The sequence below is a fragment of the Planctomycetia bacterium genome, from assembly GCA_015200345.1.
Lineage (GTDB): Bacteria > Planctomycetota > Phycisphaerae > UBA1845 > UTPLA1 > PLA3.
The window spans coordinates 1641370-1661156 of the sequence record CP054187.1; the positions used below are offsets into that span (position 1 = coordinate 1641370).

Sequence of the window (19787 nt, forward strand, 5' to 3'; positions counted from 1 at the left end):
CCCCGAACGCGCCCTCATCGTTCGTGCCTTCTTGGTGCCCGCATAACTCAACCGCCGTAATTCTCGGCAAGGCGCGTCTCGATTTCCCCGCGCAGACGATGGGCCTCGCCGCGAACGGACTCGGCATTGCGGGTCAATTCCTCGCGCGTTCGTTCGTCGCGTATGCCCGGCAGGTTGATCAGCACGTTCAGCCTCGCCCCTTCCAGCGCCGCATGCGCGAAGAGCGCCGCGACGCCCGCATCAGACAGACAGTTTTTCTTCGATCGCGCCAAACCCCGCGCTGCGAGTCGCATCACCTCCAGCGACGCCTGCATGATCGACAGCGGTGTTCGCGTCGCCTCGATCACGGCGGCCTGCCGCTCGGCCGCGTGGGCCTCGTCGTCCGGCAGCTTCCACGATGCGGCCAGCGCGTTGAACGCCGCGATGTCTTCATCCATCAGGGACAGCAGCCGCCCGCGCAGCGCATCGGCCTCGGCAATCGTATCGTGCAGCACGCCCGGCGTGCCGTCCTTTTTGTCATTCAGCCGCGCCACCATGCCGCACAGCGCCCCCGCCACCGAGCCGACCAGCGCGCTGGCGCTGCCGCCACCCGGCGTCGCGGAGCGGGAGGCAAGTTGTTCGAGGAACTCGGTTAGTTGGACAGCCATGCTCATCCCACCTTTGGACCGAGCAGTTTCAGCACTTCCGCCTCGCGCGAGACGGCGTTCTTCTCGATCCCCCCGGCCTTCAAGAGGTATGAATCCGCCTTGGCGCGATCCTTCAAACTCTTCGCGTTGATCTTCACGTTCAGGTGCGCGCCGATCACCGCCGATCGCGCGCACAACGCCGCCACGCCCACGTCCGACGCGCTCGCTTCCATGCCGTCGCGCGCCATCGCCTCGATCACGTCAAAACTCTCCAGCGCCGACTCCATCACCGCCAGCGGCGCTTCGATCGCTCGCATCGTCGCCGCCTCGATCGCCGTCGTGCGCGCCGCCTTTTCCGACTCGCTGCCCTGGGGCAGCCCAAACGCCGCCATCAGCGCGTTGAACGCCGCTGTGTCTTCGTCGACCAGCGCCAGCAGCCGGTCGTGCAGCGTCTTTCCTCGCTCCGCCCAGCCGGAAAACTCCTCCCAGCGCGCATCCCAGCCGCGCTTGTGACTCGACAGATTCGCTACCATCGTCGCCAGCGCTGCACCCAGCGCACCCAGCAACGCCGACACGCTACCGCCTCCGGGCGCGGGCGACTCGCTGGCCGTCTCTTCGACAAAGTCCTTCACCGTCCGATCCACCAACCGCCGTGCAGCCTTGTCGGCGATGGCGTACTCGATGATTTTCTCCTCCGGCTTGAACGGCGATAGATCGTTCAAGCCCAGGCTGCGCACCGCGATCCTGATCAGCTCCCGATCGCTCACGCCCGTCGAACGCTGCTGCTTGCGCAGGAAATACCGCCCCGCCTCCAGCATCGCCGACAGCGGGACCATGCCCACGATCTCGCTGCCGGTCACGCGCACGCCGCGCGCCTCGGCCCGCTTGCAGCATTCGTCAAACGCCACGTGCAGCGGCGTCACGCCGATGTTCGTCAGGTTGATCGAAATCTGTGCGATGCCGTATTCCTCGATGTACCACCCGATCGCCTTGACGCACTTCAGCGACCCCGGCACCCAGACCTTCTGTCCCTTCTCATCGAGCACCGGCTTGCCCGTCGGCGTGCCGTCGTCGGTCTTCACGCGGCCTTTCTCGCGGATGTCGTAGGCAATCGCGTTGGCCCGCCGTACGCTCGTGGTGTTCAGATTCACGTTGTACGCGATCAGAAAATCGCGCGCCCCCACGGCGATGGCCCCCGTCCGTGCGTTGAACGTCGCCGGGCCGAAATCGGGCTTCCACTCCGGACGCGTCAGTTTGGCGCGCAGCCCCTCGTACTCCCCCGCACGGACATCGGCAAGATTCTTCCGCTGCGGCGACGTGGCGGCGTACTCGTAACAATAAACTGGAATCTGTAATTCATCGCCGATCCGCTTCGCCAGCGCCCGCGCCAGCTTGGCCGTCTCGTCCATGCTGATGCCGCTGACCGGAATCAAGGGACAGACATCCGTCGCGCCAAAACGCGGATGCTCGCCCTTGTGCCGGCTCATGTCGATCAGCTCGGCCGCTCGCTTCGCCGCACGAAACGCCGCCTCGCAGACGGCGCACGGCTCACCGACGAACGTCACCACCGTCCGATTCGTCGCCTTGCCGGGGTCGACGTCGAGCAGGCGGACGCCTTCGACCGACTCAATCGCATCCGTGATCTGGCGAATGACGGCCGAATCGCGGCCTTCGCTGAAATTGGGAACGCACTCGATCAACGCGGGCATGGGTCACGCACTCCCTGTGCCGCGGATTCCTTCGCGGCCCGCGTAGTGTATGACAGGGACTTCCTTTCGTGAATTGAACTCAAATAGCCGATTGCTCAAGCATTCGAAACAGCATGAGAATCAAACGACCGCCGACCGTCTTGCAGATTCGTCCGTTCGTGGATTCATTCGACGGCTTGCGCCGTCGGCGTTTTGCGCGGAAGATTGCACTTCGCCAGTCGTTGAGCAACCTTTGCAATCTCTGCTCCGCTTCCTCTGGCTTGAACCCCCACGGTCCCTCACGCCTGAACGTTTCCTCAATAAGTGAGGGGGACGACCCGACCCGCCTTGATGACGGTCCGCACCGCCGGGACGGCCACGCGATACACCCATTGATCGACGCTGGCCGCGTCGACGATCAGCAGATCGGCCTGATGCCCCACGGCGATTGCGCCAAGTCGGTCGGCGCGGCGCAGGGCCGCTGCCGCGTTGGCGGTGACGGCGACCAGCGTTTCCATCGGCGTCATGCGCAGCAGCGTCGCGGCGATGGACATCACCAGCGGCAGCGATTCGATCATGCACGAACCGGGGTTGCAATCGGTCGCCAGCGCGACCGGCAGCCCGGCGGTGATCAACTTTCGCGCCGGCGCGGGCGGGCTGTTGAGAAAAAACGAACAACCCGGCAGCAGGACGGGTATCGTGTGACCGCCCTTCAACGCCGCGAGGTCCTCGTCGGTCACGAATTCGAGATGATCGGCGCTGGCCGCACCCAGTTCCACCGCCAGCCGCGTCGCGCCGCTGGCCGACAACTGCTCGGCGTGAACCTTCGGAATCAGACCCGCGGCCGCGCAGTGCACGAGATACCGGCGCGCCTGCTCCAGCGTGAAAGCCCCCTTCTCGCAAAACACATCCGCGAATCGGGCCAGATTCTCATCGCGAATCACCGAGAGCAGTTCCGGCGCGATCATCGCGTCGAGATAGGCCTCGTTCTGCCCGGCGAACTCCGGCGACGTTGCGTGCGCGCCGAGATACGTGCCGACCATCTCGACGCCTGTCAATTCACCGACGCGCCGGATCGCCCGCAGCATTTTTATCTCATTCGCCGGGTCCAGACCGTAGCCGCTCTTCGCTTCGATCGTCGTCACGCCGGCCGCCAGCATCCGCCGCACGCGCGGCAGCGATTGCGCCACCAGTTCGTCCTCGCTCGCGGCGCGCACGGCGCGCATCGTGCTGCGAATCCCACCGCCTGATTCGAGAATCTCCAGGTAACTCGTCCCGCGAATCTTTTGAACAAACTCCCCCTCGCGCGAACCGGCGAAGACGACGTGTGTGTGACAGTCGATCAATCCCGGCACGACGACCCCGCCGCCCGCATCAATCACTCCCTCCCCCTCCGAGGGAATAGGCCGAGGTGAGAGTGATGGCATTTGCCGACGTGCTTCGACGGGCGCATCCCGCTCCGGCCCGAACCACGCAATGCGATCGCCCTCGATCAGAACCGCGGCATTCTCGATCAGCGGCGGCGCGGAGAACATCGCCCCCGCAACCGGTCCGGGCGGCACGGCGACCAATTGACCGATGTTGCGGATGAACGTCATTTCAATATCCACTGTCGTAGAATTGCCCGCTTCGAACTGGATTCAAAACTCCTTTCCCCCTTGGGGGAGAGGTCGAGTGAGGAGGAAAAGTAGTTCAAACGAAAGGATTCACCCTCACCCCGACCCTCTCCCTGGAAGGGAGAGGGGGCTTTGAAACAGCTTGTCGGTGCCGATCTCACCTGATCGCATTCCAGGAACGCGCTTTCGTTCTGATCGAACAGGAATCGCACGGCCGCAGCATCGCACGACCGCAGCATCGCACGACCGCAGCATCGCACGACCGCAGCATCGCTCGGCACTCCCTGTCGGACGACCATGCGGTCGCGAAGCGCAGTCAGGAATCGCGGTACGGATCGATCACGAATTCACGAACCAATCAGCCGCCGAACATCATCGGCTTCTTCAACGCTCGCCGATTAAACGTGACCTGCCCGAAGTGCCAGTACGGATGCGCGCCCAGCAGCCCGATCACGGCGCCGATCGTGGGGAACATCTGCCGCAGGTTCTCCGGGGCAGGCTCGTCGTAACGCGACTCGGGAAAGCCCTTCACGAACTCCACCGTCATCTTCGCGCTGTCTGTATACATCTTCCACGCTTCGGCGCGGGTCATGCCGTCGTCGGCGCGACAGACGCTGCCGCCTCCGTAGGACTTGTGAAGTGGCTCGCTGTAACGCTTCGGCTGACCGGTGATCTGCGAGATCAAGCTGTCTTCCGACACGGCGAGGTGCGCGAGGATCCAGTTGACGTGGTTCGCGCCGTCGAACGGCTGATACCGACAATCGGCATCACTCAATTCCTTTACGGCGCCCTCGTAAAGCCACTGGGCCGACGCGTGCTGATTCAGAACGATGTCTTTGGGTGTCATGCGTGATTCTCCCTGGGGTTACTGCCCACCGAGCGATTCTAGCGGCAAATACCGATTACGGTCAGCGGAAGAACACCTTGGGAAGACCGTCCTGACCGCAACGCACGACCGGACGCCGTCATTCCGCCAGGGCCTTCTCAAAAATGATAAGATTGTCTCCGCGATCCGGGTCCCACCGCACGCCGACGATGTTGAAACCCATCGTGATCGCCATGTGCAGCACCGGACGATGGCCGTTGTGACACTCCATGCGGAGGTACTGATAGCCATGCTCGCGCGCCCAGGCGAACTGCGCCTCCTGCAATTGTGCGCCGATGCCCATGCGGCGGAAATCAGGATGCACGCCGGCCAGCCAGGCAAAAAAGACCGACGGCTTCAATTCGAACCCGGTGGCGAACCCGACGGGGCGTTCCTCGACGATGGCAATGAGCATCAGCGCGTTGTACCGGCCCAGGAACCGCCGGCGGAAGAACTCAACGTCCTTCGGCGGGCGAAAAATCTCGTTGTAAAGTTCGGTGATAAGCGGCAGCTCCCCCGGACCGACGATCTGTACGTTGGCGTTGGCCATGTTGACAATTGACGCCGATCAACCCATGCCCGGCTGCGGCAGCGATCCGCCGGGGAGCGTGTCCGGCAACGTGCTGGGCCGTGCCGGTGGAACCGGCCGCGCCGCTCGCGGAGCTTTGCCCTCGTCGGCCAGCAGGTCGGTCAGGCTTGGCCGATCCAGCGTTTCGCCGCGGCACAGCGATTCAACTTCTTCCGCATCGAGTGTCTCGTATTTCAACAAGGCCTCGGCCACGCGCACGACCTTGTCCCAGTTCTCGCTGATCATGCGCTCGGCATCGCGAAATGCTTCTTCCGACAGGCGGCGAATCTCCGCGTCGATCACGCCGGCTGTTTCGTCGGAATAGTTCCGCTCGGGCACGAGCATCTCGCGCGCGTTGTCCGGCGAATACTTCACAAATCCGAGTTTGTCGCTCATGCCCCATTCGAGCACCATCGCGCGCGACAGATGCGTCACCTGCTCGATGTCCATCGCTGCGCCACTGCTCACGTCGCCGCTGTGTCGCTGCTCCGCGATGCGGCCGCCGCACAGCACGCGCAACGTCGCCATCAGCCAGCGCCGCGCGTAGCCGTACCGATCTTTCTCCGGCAGGCTCATCGTCGCGCCCAACGCTCGACCGCGCGGAATGATCGTCACCTTGTGCAGCGGGTCGGCCTCGCCCTTCAGCAGCACCTGCAACACCGCGTGGCCCGCCTCGTGATAGGCCGTGTTCTCCCGCTCCTTCTCCTCGATCTGCCGGCTCTTGTTCGACCGGCCGTAGCGCACCTTGTCGCGCGCCTCCTCGAGGTCGTCCATCTCGATCATGTCCTTGTTCTGCATGGTCGCGAGAATGGCCGCCTCGTTGATCGTCGCCGCCAGCTCGGCCCCGTTGAACATCGGCGTGCCGCGGGCGATCCGCATCAGATCGACGCTCGGCGCCAGCTTTACCTTCTTGGCGTGAACTTTCAGAATCTCCAACCGGCCCTTGATGTCGGGCAACGGCACGTAGACCCGCCGGTCGAACCGGCCCGGCCGCGTCAGCGCAGGGTCGAGAATGTCGTCGCGGTTCGTCGCCGCGATCACGATCACCTGGTCCGACGTGTCGAATCCGTCCATCTCGACGAGAATCGCATTGAGCGTTTGCTCGCGCTCGTCATGCCCGCCGCCACCAAAGGCCGCCCCGCGCCGCCGGCCGACCGCGTCGATTTCATCGAGGAAAATGATGCACGGCGCGTTTTCCTTTGCGCTCTTGAACAAATCGCGCACACGCGACGCGCCCACGCCGACGAACATCTCCACGAAATCCGCACCACTGATTGAAAAGAACGGCACATCGGCCTCGCCGGCGATCGCCTTGGCCAGCAGCGTCTTGCCGCAGCCCGGCTCACCCACCAGCAGCACGCCGCGCGGGATCCGACCGCCCAGCCGCTGGAACTTCTTGGGGTTCTTCAGGAACTCGATGATCTCGGCGACTTCTTCCTTCGCCTCTTCGACGCCCGCCACGTCCTTGAACGTGATGTTCGTCAACTCTTTGTTGCTGACGCGATGGCGCGATCGGCCGAAGCTCCCCAGCATCCCCGCCCCGCCGGCGGACGACCGCAACTGGCGAAACACAAAGAACCAGATAAACCCGAAAATGAGCAGCCACGGGATGATCGACAGCAACGTGTTAATGAGCGGCTGGGTGCTCTGCTCGTACTGAATGACCGTATCGGGGCAGGCCTTGCGGAGCTTCTCCGCGAGTTCGTCGACGTTGTCGACGCGCATCGTGACCTTGTATCGCTTCTGGATGCCGCGGGAACGCGGTACGCCCTGCGCCGCCTCGCGCGGTTCTGCGAGGATGTAATCGTCACTGATGGTGATTTGCGTGAACAGCCCGTCGCGGGCCATCTTCCAGAACTTGTCGATCGTCACCGACTCCGGCGGCGTGTAGCTCCGCGAGACCACCAACGCGATCATCAGGCCGATCAGCAGGAACCCCACCCAGCTCATCGCCCCGCGCGTCATGCGCATGCGCGGCGGCATCGGCGGACCGCCGCCCCGGCTGCCCTTGCGAGGCCGCTGTCCTCCGTCTTCCGGTTCCGGTCCGTCGTCCGACATGCGATTCCTATCTCTAACCTTTCGGCCCCTCAAACACCGCTGCTTAGATTCGGTGCCGCTCAAACAAGGCCCGCGCGCCGATTCGTCCACTATTCTCGATCTGCACGGTCCGTCCCGATCGTTTGAGCATTATAGTCCGCGCCGCGCTTACCAGTCCGCCGTTTCCATCTGCTCAATCATCCGCTCCGCGAGGCGATCCATCGCGCGCTGGCTGGCGTGATAAAAATCCTCATTCAGCGGGCGGATGTAATCCACCGTCTGCACGAAATTCGGCCGGTCCACCAGCACCTCGCCGGTGCGCAAATCCTTCCACTGAAAGCTCACGACGAACGTCGCCGCCGTCTCACGCGGTTTCACCGCCTGAAAGTCCCGACCGATCGTTGACTGACGCACCTCGCGCACTTCGCCGGTCAGCAGCGTGTCGGCCCGGTCTTTCTTCGCCAGCTTGAACGGCGTCTCCGCCTCGATTCGCTTCGCCAGCGCCTCGGTCAACTGCAACTCCAGCCCGCGGCGAAACTCCCGGCTTTCAAACACGTCCACCGCCACCGTGCGAATCCTGTCGCCGTTGGCGTTCTGCGTGCGAATCACAGCCGATCGGTCCGTCGAATACCCGCAACCGCTCACCGTCGCAGCCACGATGACGCAAAGCAGTAACGCCCGGTTGGTCAATCCATTTGACCGCATCGATCCTGTTGACTGCATCGCACCTGCTCCCGAGAGACTCACACGGTTCGCGCGCACCGGACCGCGCCGGCTGCCCCGGCCGCGATCTTCCCCCTCGGAACGGGCCGATTATAGCCCCATCCAGCCAACCAGCAATCAAATCGCACCGGCGGGCCTTGGCAGCGGGTTGATCCGCCCGTTCCGGCATGCATACGATTAGGATGGTTGAGCCGCAGCGCACGGGCCGCGTCCCCGCGGATCGTTCCCGGTTATCACTCCTGACCCGTTGCCGCGCTGCACCCGTTGCTCATTGAAACACGCCCACCACCACCAGCTCGGACGCTTCGACGATGGCCGATCAACCTGAACCAACTCCAACCGCTCCGCGGCGCTCGCCCTGGTCGATGACCGGCGTGCTCACGTGGTCGTCCGCCGCGATGATCTTGCTGTGCGTCGGTGGCGGAATGCTCCGGCTTGTGGCGCATGTGCTCGACCCCGCGCCGCTCACGTCGGCAATAGTCGCCGAGTTTATCCTGTGGATCGCCGTCGGCGCGATGGCGAGCGGGGTGCTGGCGGCGATGTCAACGATGATCGCGTTGCTGCGTGAAGTGCGGGACGGGCTCGTGCGCGTCGAACGCTACCAGTACGAACTCGGCCAGCGCGCCCAGCGCGACGCCGCCGGCGAAGTCGCCAGGATGGACACGGTTTTCGGTGCGCAGCTCGAAGCACCGGTTGACGCGCCGCGCGATCCACCGCCCGATCCGACGCGAGACCGACCGGCCGTCGAGATTCCGTGGCGCGAGATCGTGCAGGCCCTTCACGACATCCGCGACTATACGCTCTTGTCTGACGAGCAGCGGCGCGAAAAGAAGGCGCACTACGACGAGCAGCAGTGGCGCCAGGGACGCGAGCGGCTCGAGTCGGCCCTGGCGGCGCACGATTTCAGCGCGGCGCGGCGCGTGGCGGAGGACCTGGCCCGGCGGTTCTCAAATCGTGCCGAGGCGGCGGCACTGCCCGGCGAAGTCGAGACCGCGCGCGAGCGATTCGAATCGAGCGACGTGGTCACGACGACGAAGCAGGTCAACGATCTCATCAATATTGCCGCGTGGCAGCGCGCCCGCGACGTGGCCCAGCAGCTTCAACAGCGGCATCCCGATTCCAGCGAAGCCCGGCAGCTCCTTCTGCGCATCGAGCGCGAGCACAACCTCGCACAGGGCGAGCAGCAACGACGAATGGCGGCGGAAGTCCAGCGATACGTCTCGCGCCGACGTTGGGAGGAAGCCCTCGCCGCCGCGAAAACCTTCATCGAGCGCTTCCCGCAAACCGCCGATGCCGAAGCCCTGCGCCTGCAATTGCCGACCCTCGAAACCAATGCCGAGATCGAACGACGCCAGCAACTCGAAGCCAGGATCATGGACCTCGCTCGACACGGCCGCTACATCCAGGCGGTCGATCTCGCGCGGCAGGTGATCGCGCAATACCCCGGCAGTCCGCAGGCCGAAGCGTTGCGATCGCAGCTCGCGCGGCTGGAAGATCTCGCAAACAACCCCTCGGCCCCGCCCGCGCGCATCCGCCTGGAATGATCGCGTTGATTCCGGCGGGGGGGCAGAACAGCATGGCGCACCTTTCAAGTTCCTGGTGCATTCTTGGTGCGACAAAGACGCAATCTGTCGTTTACGGCTCACGGCTCATGGCCCTGCCCGCCACGAAACCCGTGCTCCAGGCCCATTGAAAGTTAAAGCCCCCGATGCGGCCGTCCACGTCGAGTATCTCACCGACCAGATACAGTCCCGGGCACTTGCGCGAGGCCATCGTGGCGGGGTCGATCTCATTCAGGGCCACACCGCCGGCCGTCACTTCGGCGTGGACAAAGCCGCGACTGTCCACAACCGGCAACGGCCACTGGTGCAGAGCACGAATCAGCCGCCGGCGGACCTCGCGCGAAAGATGCGCAAGCGCGATGCGGCCATCCATGGAAAGCTCCGCCAGCACGGCATCGACGAGTCGCGCAGGCAGGCGCCGGCCCAGGGCGTTTCGCAGTTGGGTGCGCGGCTCGCGCACGGCGTGTTCAATCCAGCGCTGTTCTTCCGCCTCGAACGTGCCGGCGGTCCCGCGTGCGGTCGCGTCGGCCGGGAGCAGGTTGGCGGTGAGTTCGATGGGGCGGCCTTCCAGCGCGGCGCGATGCCAGATACGCGACACATCCATCGCTGCGGGGCCGCTGACTCCGAAGTGGGTCCACAGCATGGGACCGCGAACGCGCACGGGTTTCTCCCCCTGCACGCGGGCGGTGATCTCGACTTCGTGGGCGATGCCCGATAGCCCCTTGTGAAAGCCGCCGCTCAAGACAAGCGGGGCGAGCGCGGGAGTCGTCGGCACGATCGTGTGTCCAAGGCTTTTGGCTATTTCGTAGCCGTGGCCGTCGCTGCCGGTCTTGGGCAGGGATTTCCCGCCGGTGGCCAGGACGACGCGCTGTGCGAGGACAGGGCCGCGCGATGTACCGATGCGAAATTCGCTCGCGCCGACGCCGGATTGCAGGCGATCGACGCGCTCCACGCGCGAGTCGGTTCGGATCCGCACGCCCAGCCGGCCGGCCTCGCGCAGCAAGGCATCGAGCACCGTCCGCGCGGAGTTCGAATCGGGAAAGAGCTTGCCCCATTGCTCCTCGTGCAGCGCCACGCCCAGTTCGCGAAAAAACGCCGAGGCGTCGTTCTCGCTGAATGCGGCGAGAATCTTCTTCACCACCGGCCGGCTGGGGGCGTAGAAGTCTTCCGGCGTCACGCGCGCGTTGGTGACGTTGCAGCGGCCCCCACCGCTGACGAGGATTTTCGCACCGAGCTTCTTCGCGCCGTCGAGGATCAGCACATCCAGGCGCGGCCGATGGCGCGCGGCGAAGATCGCGGTCGCCAGCCCCGCCGCGCCGCCGCCGATGATCGCCACGTCCGCGAGGGTCGCGGGCGGCATCAAGGGGTCACGTGAATCGGACGTTCCCGTGTCGTGCATCGCCGCATCGTAGCCGCCGGCTGAAGCGCTTCAATTCACCGACCGCCGGCTCGGGATCGTCGCCGCACAACGTACCTTCAAACCGATCCGGGGCGTATCGCCCCGGTGAACGGTGCAACACGCCCCGGATTAACGTTTCGATGCACGACGCGGGAATTCGCCGAAGGCGGCTCCGCCCCGATCAGCAGGGCTTGGAGAACGCCGCCTTCATCCGGTCCAGCATCTGGTCCGGCGGCACATCCTCGACATGCGTCGCGATCGACCAGCGGTGGCCGAACGGATCCTTCACCTTGGCGAAGCGATCGCCCCAGAACATGTTGGTCGGCGGCATCATCGACTCGGCGCCCGCGCCGACGGCCCGTTTGTGCGCGGCGTCGACGTCCTCGACGTACAGGTGAATCGTGACCGGCGAATTGTTCAGCGCGAGCGGCGAGACGACGCCCATGTCCGGGCACTCTTCGCCCATCATGATGACGGAATTGCCGATCATCATTTCCGCGTGCATGACGCTCTTGCCGTCGGGTCCGGGCATGCGATACATCTCCTCGGCCCCGAACGCCTTCTTGTAGAAATCAAGCGCCGCACCGGTGTTCTTCAGCGTGAGGTAGGGCGTGACCGTGTGATGCCCTTCCGGAATCGGATTGACGTGCGCCATGAACATGCTCCTTTGATTGAGAAAAAGGGGTGGATTTCGCGGCAACGACGAACAGGCCGCCCATGCCGCTTCAGCTCGCTTGGACGATTGTCGCACAAATCGTCACCCAACTCAATGCGGCCGGCCCCGCAGCCGCGACCGACCGAACCCGCCTGTGCAGACGGTTTTCCGCGCTTGCAAGATCGGCTATCATCCGATCATTGCGACCCTTACCGGAGTATTGAGACATGATTCGACCCTCCACGCGGCCGCTCTTCGCAATCATCCTGCTGACTCTGACGTCGTGCGCGCCGGGCCAGTCGCGCGAGTCGGTGCAAGGATCGGCTGGGAGGTCCGGCGGCGCGGTGTTTTCGCCGGTATCCGCCGATGCAAAACCGGCAGCAGATCAAGTTCTCCTCGCGCCGCGATACGTGGCCGGACACTCGGATTACATCGAGTTCAAACAGGATGTCACGCAGACGCAGTCCGAGCGCGGCGCGCCGGACGTGACCGCGGGGTTGAAGCGCCTGTACGGCATGATCCGCCGGGTCGAGTCGGTTTCACAAGACGGCGTGACGCTGACGCTGACGCTCGATCGCGCGATGCACGAGAAATGGAGCATGTACCTCCGCCGCTGGTACGATTCCGATCGCCACGACAACACCGACGAGCTGCCGATTCTCTCGCGCGCCCTGAACATCGTGCTACGCCGCGTGTTTCAGTTCCAACTGAACAAGCGGCTCGAGGTCGTGGACGTGCAGGTCCCCGACGATATCGACAAGGCATTGATTGAGACGCAGGACGGTTTCTTCGCGCCGGAAGTTCGGCGCGATTTCAGCGCGCAGCGGCTCAAGATCAATTGGATCCTCATGCCCGGGGCCCTTTATGCCAACAAGCCGGTCAAGGTCGGCGATACATGGACCAACACGGTGGAGGACCAGCTTCCCCTGCAAGGCCCGGCGCGCATGCTCTTCGAATGCAAGCTGGAAAAGCTCGAGGGCGAGCCGGGAACGCGACTCGCCACGGTTTCCTTCAAGGGCGCGCTCCAACTGACGGGCGATCTGAACAAACTTGACCGCTACGCGCGCTCCTACCAGAGCGAGTGGGACGGCGTCGCAACGTTTGATGAAGCCCGGCGTGAATTCACGCGCCGCATTCAACAGACCCGCACGCGGTTCATGTTCGCCGGACAATCAGCCGATCCCAAGACCCCGCCTCCGGATCAATTGCTCTACGTGAAAGTGGATCAGTCCTATCGCGTCACGACGCTTGATGAACGTCTCGCCGAACAAAAGGCCCTCGCGGCGGCCTCCCAACCCAGGCCGACCAGCCAGCCGGCCGGCGGCTGATGCCCCCTCTTCGGCACTCATTATGTCTACACGGGTGTTTTTATGAGGCAACGCGGCGTCAGGAGCCGGTCAGGACCCGCTCGGTGAACTCGGCGACATCGATCCCGTCGAGTACGCCGTCAGAATTGAAATCGAGAAACCACGGCGGCGCGTTCGGATCGGATACCAGGTAAATCCGGACGAATTCGGCGATATCCAGACCGTCGATCTTTCCGTCCACCATTAAGTCCGCCGCCTCGGACACCCGCAGGACCACATCGGGGCTGTGGGCGCCGGCGAGATTGACCCCGCGAATCCAAAGCTCCGACGGGATCACCGGCGCGGTCCAGATGTACTCCATCGGATTCTCGCCCTCGATCACCCCCGCATCGGCGAACGAGACCCAGCCTCCACCGTTGACATTCGCCTCAAACCGAACCCACTCGAACATGTTGTGCTTGAGGGTGATCGTCACCTGGTCCGCCTGGCCCGAGACCGCCGCTTCCACATTGTTCAGCGGGTAGTTCACGCTCAAGTCATCCATGGATACGACCGGTCGATTCATGCCATACGCGTTGTTCATGAAATCGTCATTGCAGACGAAGAAGAACGGCGCCGGCCCGGCATAGCTCTTGTTTTGCAGGGTTTTGGTCGAAACGATGAAATGCTCGAAGTAACCGTTCCACCACCATTCGTAGTAGTACGGCGGCAAGGGCGAGCGATTCACCAGGCTCGGCATGAAGATTAGCGGCGGAGCGGGAATGGCCTGCCATTGACCGTCAACATTTTCCAGTTGGATCATGTCCGCCACGTCGAAATGGTGCAGCTCACGACTGCCTAAGGGCCCCAGGGCTTCGTGCTCGATCCAGTTGTTGCCCTTCGGGAAAAAGAAGACCCATCGGTTGTATCGCGTCGAGAACATCTCCATGCACACGTCGGCGTTCAATTCATCGGTGATCCCGTTGGTGAGCCGCGCGGGGATGCCGTGCGCCTGGGCCAATCCGACGGCGGCCGCCGAGATATCGCCGCAGCTCCAAACCATCAAATCACCAAAGACCTCGTTCATGGCGATGATCGGCAGCGCTCGATACTCGTTGCTGACCACCGAGCTGATTCCGTCCCAGTGAAAATGATTCGAGGTGAAGTGAATGATCGCTTTCATCATGTCCCATTCGCGATCTTTCCAATCGAGGGACATGTTTACGTCAGCGAAGATGCCGCGCATCGCAGCATATTCGCGAAGCCAGGGCATGTCGTTGTCGCCGGGCTGCGAATCAAACTCGTACCCGTGCATCTGGTAGGGATAAGCCGCATCGTCAACGACCTGTCCGTTCGAGAGGATCTCCCAGACTAACTCGGAACGGGCCGGTGCGGTCGCCAGCGCAACCGTGAAAAGCAACAGGGCGCCCAGACCGCCTCGGGGCGCGCACCGGCGCAAAATGGTCGTTTTCCATCGCATGCCCCACCCTCCACGAATTCGAGCCGTTGCAACCGCTGCCTGGCGGTGATAGCCGACGAATCCCCCATTTCGCAATCCGGCAACGCTTGTGCAGGTTTGAGGTTGGATCCTTGCAGGCAAGCCCGCCGGGATTCAGCCTGTTCTGAATTCACTCCACACATGTTAAGATAGTTCAAAACCAGGGCACAAAACAATCTCTATCCGGGGATTTTTGTGCGGAAATCAGCGGGAATGCTCGCGGCCGCGCCATCCGGGCGCTGCGGTGGCCCTATCCAGGAGTTCGATGGCATGGCATGGCAGGCATTGGATCGAATTACCCCTGTTATTGACACCGAGGCCGGACCCGTTCTGAACGAGGCCGTTCGCGACAAAATTCGATCGTTTTTCCCCCGATACGAGACCAAACGCGCGGCATTGCTGCCCGCCTTGCACATCGTGCAGGACGCGCTGGGGCATGTCAGCTACGCGGCCATGCTGGAAATCGCGCACGTGTTGGAAATTCCCCCCAGTGCCGTGATGGATACCCTTAGCTTCTACACTCACTTCTGGGACCATCACAAAGGGAAAAAGGTGATCGTGCTCTGTCGCAGCCTGTCGTGCCAGCTTTTGGGCGCCGATGCTGTTCTGGCGACACTCAAAGATCAATTGCAGATTGATGAACACGGTACCACCGCGGATGGCCAGTACAGCCTCCTCACCGAAGAATGCCTGGCCGCCTGCGATCACGGGCCTTGCATGCTGATCAACGAAAAACTGCATAAAAAGGTAAAACCCGACGACGTCGCGAAGATACTCAAGGACCCCAAGAACGATCAGATCGCCTGTGAACGTTCCGATCTGTTTGACCGGCCGGCGGCGGCGACCGGACCGGAACAGGCCGTTCCCGACCTGCCGACGACTTCCGATGTCAACGAAATGAAACGCGCCGGTCACTGACGTCACGAACACATCCCGCGTCGCAGGTTCTGTATCTGGCCAACCATGTCCTTCACCGGGCTTGAGCCTGACCGATTCACGCCACCCCGCGAGCCGCTTTCGACGGTGCTGGGCGCGCTGGCGCTGATGACGCTCGCCGTGTTTCTGATCCTCTCGCCCATCCTCCATCTGTCCGACTGGAGCGCGCCCATCACGAATCTCAACGTCCTCGAGGCCGTGGCGTGGCGCGAGGGAAGGCTGCACCTCTCGACCCCGCTCGGTCAAGACCCGCGTTATCGCCCGACGGATACCGCCTTCGTGAACGGCCGCGTCTACAACATCTTCCCTCCCTTCATGTCGTTTTTCAGCTATGCGGCGCTGACGCTCCAGAGCTGGCAAGGCTTCGACGACGCCTTGGCCCGCGAGGCCGCCGATCCGGGGACCTCGGCGATTTACGCACCGTGGTACGTCTTGCTGGTTTTCTGGCCGTTGCCGATCGCCGCCTTCTGGGCGGCGCGCGAATCGATTCTCGCCGCGCAGCGCCCCGGGCCGCTCGCCGGATCAACGGGATGCCCATCACCACCAACGCTCACGCCGAGCATCGGCGCCGCGCTGATCGCGGCCTATTGGATGCTGGGCACGCCGCTGACGCGACTTTTATATAATTGTCAAACTGCTGCCACCAACGAACTGAACCACGTGCTCGCCGGCACCGGGCTGCTGCTCGTCGCCGGTGATCTCGTCCACCGGCGACGGATGTGGATCGCCGCCGTCGGGCTGATCTGGGCCATGTGGTCACGCCAGCTCACCGTCTTCTACCTCCTCGCGCTGCTCGGACTGGTCTGGAGCGCGTGGCGCACCCGGAAACAAGGCCGCTCGACGGCTCGCGGATCGAATCCGTCTCCTTCGCTCGAATCGCCGGCCGTCGCTGCAAACCCCGCCCAATCCCAATCACTCCTGATGCCGGAGTATGCCTCTGCGTCGACCGTCGTCGCGACGCCGCTGCCATCCCCCATTCAGGACGCGCCGACCGATCCCGCGCGCATCGTCCGGCGTGGACTGATTGCCGCGCTGCTCGTCATCATTGTCGGCGGCGGTGCCCTTGCCACGCTCAACACACTCAAGTTCGGTCACCCTTTCGACACCGGTTATGCCGCGATCTACGCCGGCCGCGAGAAAGACCTTTACGCCAAACGCTACCTGCGCTACCAGAAGCTCTTCGACGTGCGGTTCCTGCCGGAAAACTTTTACTGGATGAATCTCGCTCCGCCCACCATCGAAGTCCGCCGCATGACCGCCATCATCAGCGGCGAGGGTGACGGCACCGCCCTCTGGATCACGTCGCCCCTGCTGCTGCTGGTCCTGATCGCCGCTCGATCCTGGTGGCGCGATCCCGCGCGACGCGCCCTGATGCTGGCGTCGTTCGTGGTCGTCTTCGGATTTCTCTGCTACCACAACACCGGATCGCTCCAGCGCGGGTTTCATCGCTTTTCGATGGATGTCGTACCCATCTGGCTCATCGTCATCGCACCGTACGCCGTGACGCGCCGCGCCCTGCCTTTTACACTTGCCTGCCTGGCGTACAGCACACTCTACTTTCACTTTCTATGCCGCAACTGACGACCGCACCCGAGCAGCCCCTCTCGCCGCCGAACGCGCCCGATCCGCCGGCGCGCCGCACGCCGAACGACCGCGCCCAATCCCTCGGGGTCTTTCTGCTTTTGGTCGTCGCCATCCTTCTGGTCGCCGGAAAAAAACTTCAACTGTCTCAATGGTCCGCCTCCGCCGACGACAACGCCGCCATCGCCGAGGCCATGGCCTGGCGCGCCGGCCGGCTCGACCTCCCCCACGAAGGCCGCGACGCCGCCGTCGATCGCATGCACGATACGGCCTGGTACAACAACAAGGTCTACAACATCTTTCCGCCGCTGATGGCTTTCTTAAGCTATGCCGCCGCTCCATTGAACCAGGCACTCTCCGGCCGGCCTGACTTTTGGCAACCGATGCTTTACGCGCTGCTCGCCTTCGGTCCGCTTCCGTTGCTGGGCTTCCTGGTGTTCCGTCGCGCCACGAACTCGGATTGGCGGGGCGCATTGATTACGCTCGTCTGGATCGCCGGCTCACCGCTTCTCCCCGCGCTGGGCGAAGCACGCGGCGCTTACCTCGGCTCGCTCAATCACGTCTTCTCGCAGACCGGCCTGCTCCTCTTGCTCTGGGATGTCCTCGGAAAACGCCGAATCTGGCTCGGATTGATCGGTCTCGCCGTCGCGGTCTGGAGCCGGCAGATGACCGCGCTCTATGCCCCCGCGCTCCTCTGGGCCGCATGGCGCGGGCCGGCAGATGCGCGCGGTTTCTCGCGAAACAAGCGCGCCTTCGGGACGATACTCGGGCTTGCGATGATTGCCGCACCACTGCTTACTCTCAACTACCTCAAATTCGGCAACCCCCTGCAATTCGGCTACGGCTACATTTACGAAAACCGGCCCTCTGGTTACGTCGAGGATCGCTTCCGCGCCCACGGGGTCTTCTCGCACCATTTCATTCCCGAGAACGCATACTACCAGTTCGTCGCACCGCCACGCGTCGCCCTCGGACTGGATGGCCTCCACGTCAGCGAGACGAACAACATCGGCACAGGAATTGTCTGGACGACGCCCATCGTGCTCTGGCTCTTGATCGCACTGCCTCGTTGCCTCGCGCAGGCTCCCGCTCGCATCGCGCTCCTGTGCAGCCTCGCAGTCATGCTCGGCGACCTGTGCTATCACAGCCCCGGCTTCCTCCAGAGCGGCTACAGCCGCTTCGCGATGGACTACCTGCCCGTTTGGCTGGTTCTCGCGGCGCCCTGCATGTTCGACCCGCCACCCAACCGGCAGACCGACCGCTGCGACTCGGCATGGGGCTGGCGAAACTGGCTGACGGCCGCCTGTGTTGCGTGGAGCCTCTTTTACTTCCAAACTATCACCCCCGACGCGTATTTCCGTGGAGTGGTCGGAGGCTAAATGGCAAAGTTCGAACCGGTTCTGTTAAGAAACGTGGGCGTGCCCGACTCCCACAAGCTCGACGTCTACCGCTCGCGCGGGGGGTATGCCGCCGCGAAGAAGGTTCTCACCGAATGGACCCCCGACGCCACCGTGGAATTCATCAAATCCAGCGGGCTGCGCGGCCGCGGCGGCGCCGGGTTCCCCACCGGCATGAAATGGTCGTTCCTCCCGGCGGATCGCACCATCACTTACCTTTGCGTCAATGCCGATGAATCCGAGCCGGGCACCTTCTGCAACCGCGTGCTCATGGAGCACGACCCCCACCAGTTGCTCGAGGGCATCCTTATCGCCGGCTACGCCACGCGAACGACCGTCGCGTACATTTACATGCGTGTAGAGTTTCACGAGCAGTTTCACCGGCTCCAAAAAGCGCTCGATGAAGCCTACGCCGCCGGCTTGTTCGGCAAGAAGCTCTTTGGCACCGATTACAACCTCGAATGCTACATCCATCGCGGCGCGGGGGCCTACGTCTGCGGCGAGGAAACCGGCCTGATCGAGAGCCTGGAGGGCAAGCGCGGCTGGCCGCGAATCAAGCCGCCCTTCCCGGCGATAGAGGGACTGTTCCGCCGGCCGACCGTCGTGAACAACGTCGAGACGATCTGCTGCGTGCCACACATCGTTGAGCGGGGTGTGGACTGGTTCAAATCCCTCGGTCCCGAAGGCTCCAGCGGCCCGAAGCTCTACACGCTTAGCGGCCCCGTGAAGCGGCCCGGCTGCTTTGAAGCCCCGCTGGGGATCCCCTGCCGCGAACTGATTTTCGGCGAGGATTTCGGCCAGGGCATGCTCGACGGCAAGCGCGTCAAGGGCTGCATCCCCGGCGGCCTGTCGGTCGGCGTGCTGACCGAGCAAGAACTAGACTGTCGTCTTGATTTCGACGACGTCCGCAAGTACGGCTTGCTGGGCCTTGGCACGGCCGGCGCGATCGTCATTCCGCACGATGCCGATATCCGCCAGGTTCTGGCCAATATCGCCCGGTTTTATTCTCACGAAAGCTGCGGCCAGTGTACCCAGTGCCGCGAGGGAACGAACTGGCTGTACAAAATTGCGATGCGCATCGCCCTGGGCGCCGGGCGGATCGAGGACCTGGACCTGATCGTCGAGGTCACGAAGAACATGGGCATGATGCCCGGCCTGTCCATCTGCGGCCTGCCGGACGGCGCAGCGTTCCCCATACGTACTCTCGTGGAAAAGTTCCGTCCGGAGTTCGAGGAACACATCCGCCGGCAGGAGCCGGGTCGAGTGCATCAGGTCCTGAAGCGATTGAACCCCGCTGTATACGAGTTGCCCATTCTACGCGGTAGCTGAACGAACCTGCGCCGCCGCACG

Annotated in this window: 16 protein-coding genes; 6 read left to right on the forward strand and 10 right to left on the reverse strand. The window is 63.5% G+C overall.

Annotated features, from left to right (window positions below):
• Positions 1-47: 47 nt before the first annotated feature.
• The 7 genes from HRU71_06775 to HRU71_06805 all read right to left on the reverse strand — a co-directional run bounded on the left by HRU71_06775 (position 48) and on the right by HRU71_06805 (position 8123).
• Entirely contained in the window at positions 48-647 is a 600-nt protein-coding gene (locus HRU71_06775; protein QOJ03208.1) for a cyclodeaminase/cyclohydrolase family protein, read from the reverse strand.
• Positions 648-649: 2 nt separating this feature from the next.
• Positions 650-2335, reverse strand: coding sequence for a glutamate formimidoyltransferase (gene ftcD, locus HRU71_06780; GenBank protein QOJ03209.1), 1686 nt, complete (start codon positions 2333-2335; stop codon positions 650-652).
• A gap of 296 nt (positions 2336-2631) precedes the next feature.
• Positions 2632-3912, reverse strand: coding sequence for an imidazolonepropionase (locus HRU71_06785; GenBank protein QOJ03210.1), 1281 nt, complete (start codon positions 3910-3912; stop codon positions 2632-2634).
• Positions 3913-4288: 376 nt separating this feature from the next.
• Positions 4289-4777 carry a DinB family protein gene (locus HRU71_06790; GenBank protein ID QOJ03211.1) on the reverse strand — a complete coding sequence of 163 codons (489 nt, stop codon included), beginning with the start codon at positions 4775-4777 and terminating at the stop codon, positions 4289-4291.
• 118 nt (positions 4778-4895) lie between these two features.
• Complete coding sequence (locus tag HRU71_06795; protein ID QOJ03212.1) at positions 4896-5345, reverse strand: GNAT family N-acetyltransferase; 450 nt, start codon at positions 5343-5345, stop codon at positions 4896-4898.
• 18 nt (positions 5346-5363) lie between these two features.
• Positions 5364-7280: an ATP-dependent zinc metalloprotease FtsH gene (gene hflB, locus HRU71_06800; GenBank protein QOJ04941.1), complete on the reverse strand. Its 1917-nt coding sequence runs from the start codon at positions 7278-7280 to the stop codon at positions 5364-5366.
• Between the two features lie 288 nt (positions 7281-7568).
• On the reverse strand, positions 7569-8123 hold the full coding sequence (locus HRU71_06805; protein ID QOJ03213.1) for a hypothetical protein: 555 nt from the start codon (positions 8121-8123) through the stop codon (positions 7569-7571).
• Between the two features lie 311 nt (positions 8124-8434).
• Here HRU71_06805 and HRU71_06810 point away from each other — a divergent pair, with 311 nt between their 5' ends.
• Positions 8435-9667, forward strand: coding sequence for a tetratricopeptide repeat protein (locus HRU71_06810; GenBank protein ID QOJ03214.1), 1233 nt, complete (start codon positions 8435-8437; stop codon positions 9665-9667).
• 91 nt (positions 9668-9758) lie between these two features.
• On the opposite strand, the gene HRU71_06815 is transcribed toward HRU71_06810, so the two are convergent.
• The gene (locus HRU71_06815) at positions 9759-11084 is read right to left on the reverse strand and encodes an NAD(P)/FAD-dependent oxidoreductase (GenBank protein ID QOJ03215.1); all 1326 of its coding nucleotides are present in this window, start codon (positions 11082-11084) and stop codon (positions 9759-9761) included.
• A gap of 181 nt (positions 11085-11265) precedes the next feature.
• Positions 11266-11745 (reverse strand): VOC family protein, encoded by a 480-nt coding sequence (locus HRU71_06820; GenBank protein QOJ03216.1) that lies wholly within the window; start codon positions 11743-11745, stop codon positions 11266-11268.
• A gap of 221 nt (positions 11746-11966) precedes the next feature.
• Here HRU71_06820 and HRU71_06825 point away from each other — a divergent pair, with 221 nt between their 5' ends.
• Positions 11967-13067, forward strand: coding sequence for a hypothetical protein (locus HRU71_06825; GenBank protein QOJ03217.1), 1101 nt, complete (start codon positions 11967-11969; stop codon positions 13065-13067).
• A gap of 58 nt (positions 13068-13125) precedes the next feature.
• Here the strand turns inward: HRU71_06825 and HRU71_06830 are convergent, their stop codons facing one another.
• Positions 13126-14505, reverse strand: a complete 1380-nt coding sequence (locus HRU71_06830) for a hypothetical protein (protein ID QOJ03218.1) — start codon at positions 14503-14505, stop codon at positions 13126-13128.
• 288 nt (positions 14506-14793) lie between these two features.
• Between HRU71_06830 and HRU71_06835 the strand changes: the two genes are divergently transcribed.
• The 4 genes from HRU71_06835 to nuoF are packed head-to-tail and all read left to right on the forward strand — an operon-like array spanning position 14794 to position 19766.
• Positions 14794-15441 carry an NAD(P)H-dependent oxidoreductase subunit E gene (locus HRU71_06835; GenBank protein QOJ03219.1) on the forward strand — a complete coding sequence of 216 codons (648 nt, stop codon included), beginning with the start codon at positions 14794-14796 and terminating at the stop codon, positions 15439-15441.
• A 45-nt stretch (positions 15442-15486) separates the two neighbouring features.
• Positions 15487-17040 (forward strand): hypothetical protein, encoded by a 1554-nt coding sequence (locus tag HRU71_06840; protein ID QOJ03220.1) that lies wholly within the window; start codon positions 15487-15489, stop codon positions 17038-17040.
• Complete coding sequence (locus HRU71_06845) at positions 17028-18419, forward strand: hypothetical protein (GenBank protein ID QOJ03221.1); 1392 nt, start codon at positions 17028-17030, stop codon at positions 18417-18419. Before HRU71_06840 ends, HRU71_06845 begins: the two co-directional genes overlap by 13 nt.
• Positions 18420-19766: an NADH-quinone oxidoreductase subunit NuoF gene (nuoF, locus tag HRU71_06850; GenBank protein QOJ03222.1), complete on the forward strand. Its 1347-nt coding sequence runs from the start codon at positions 18420-18422 to the stop codon at positions 19764-19766.
• The last annotated feature ends 21 nt before the right edge of the window (positions 19767-19787 follow it).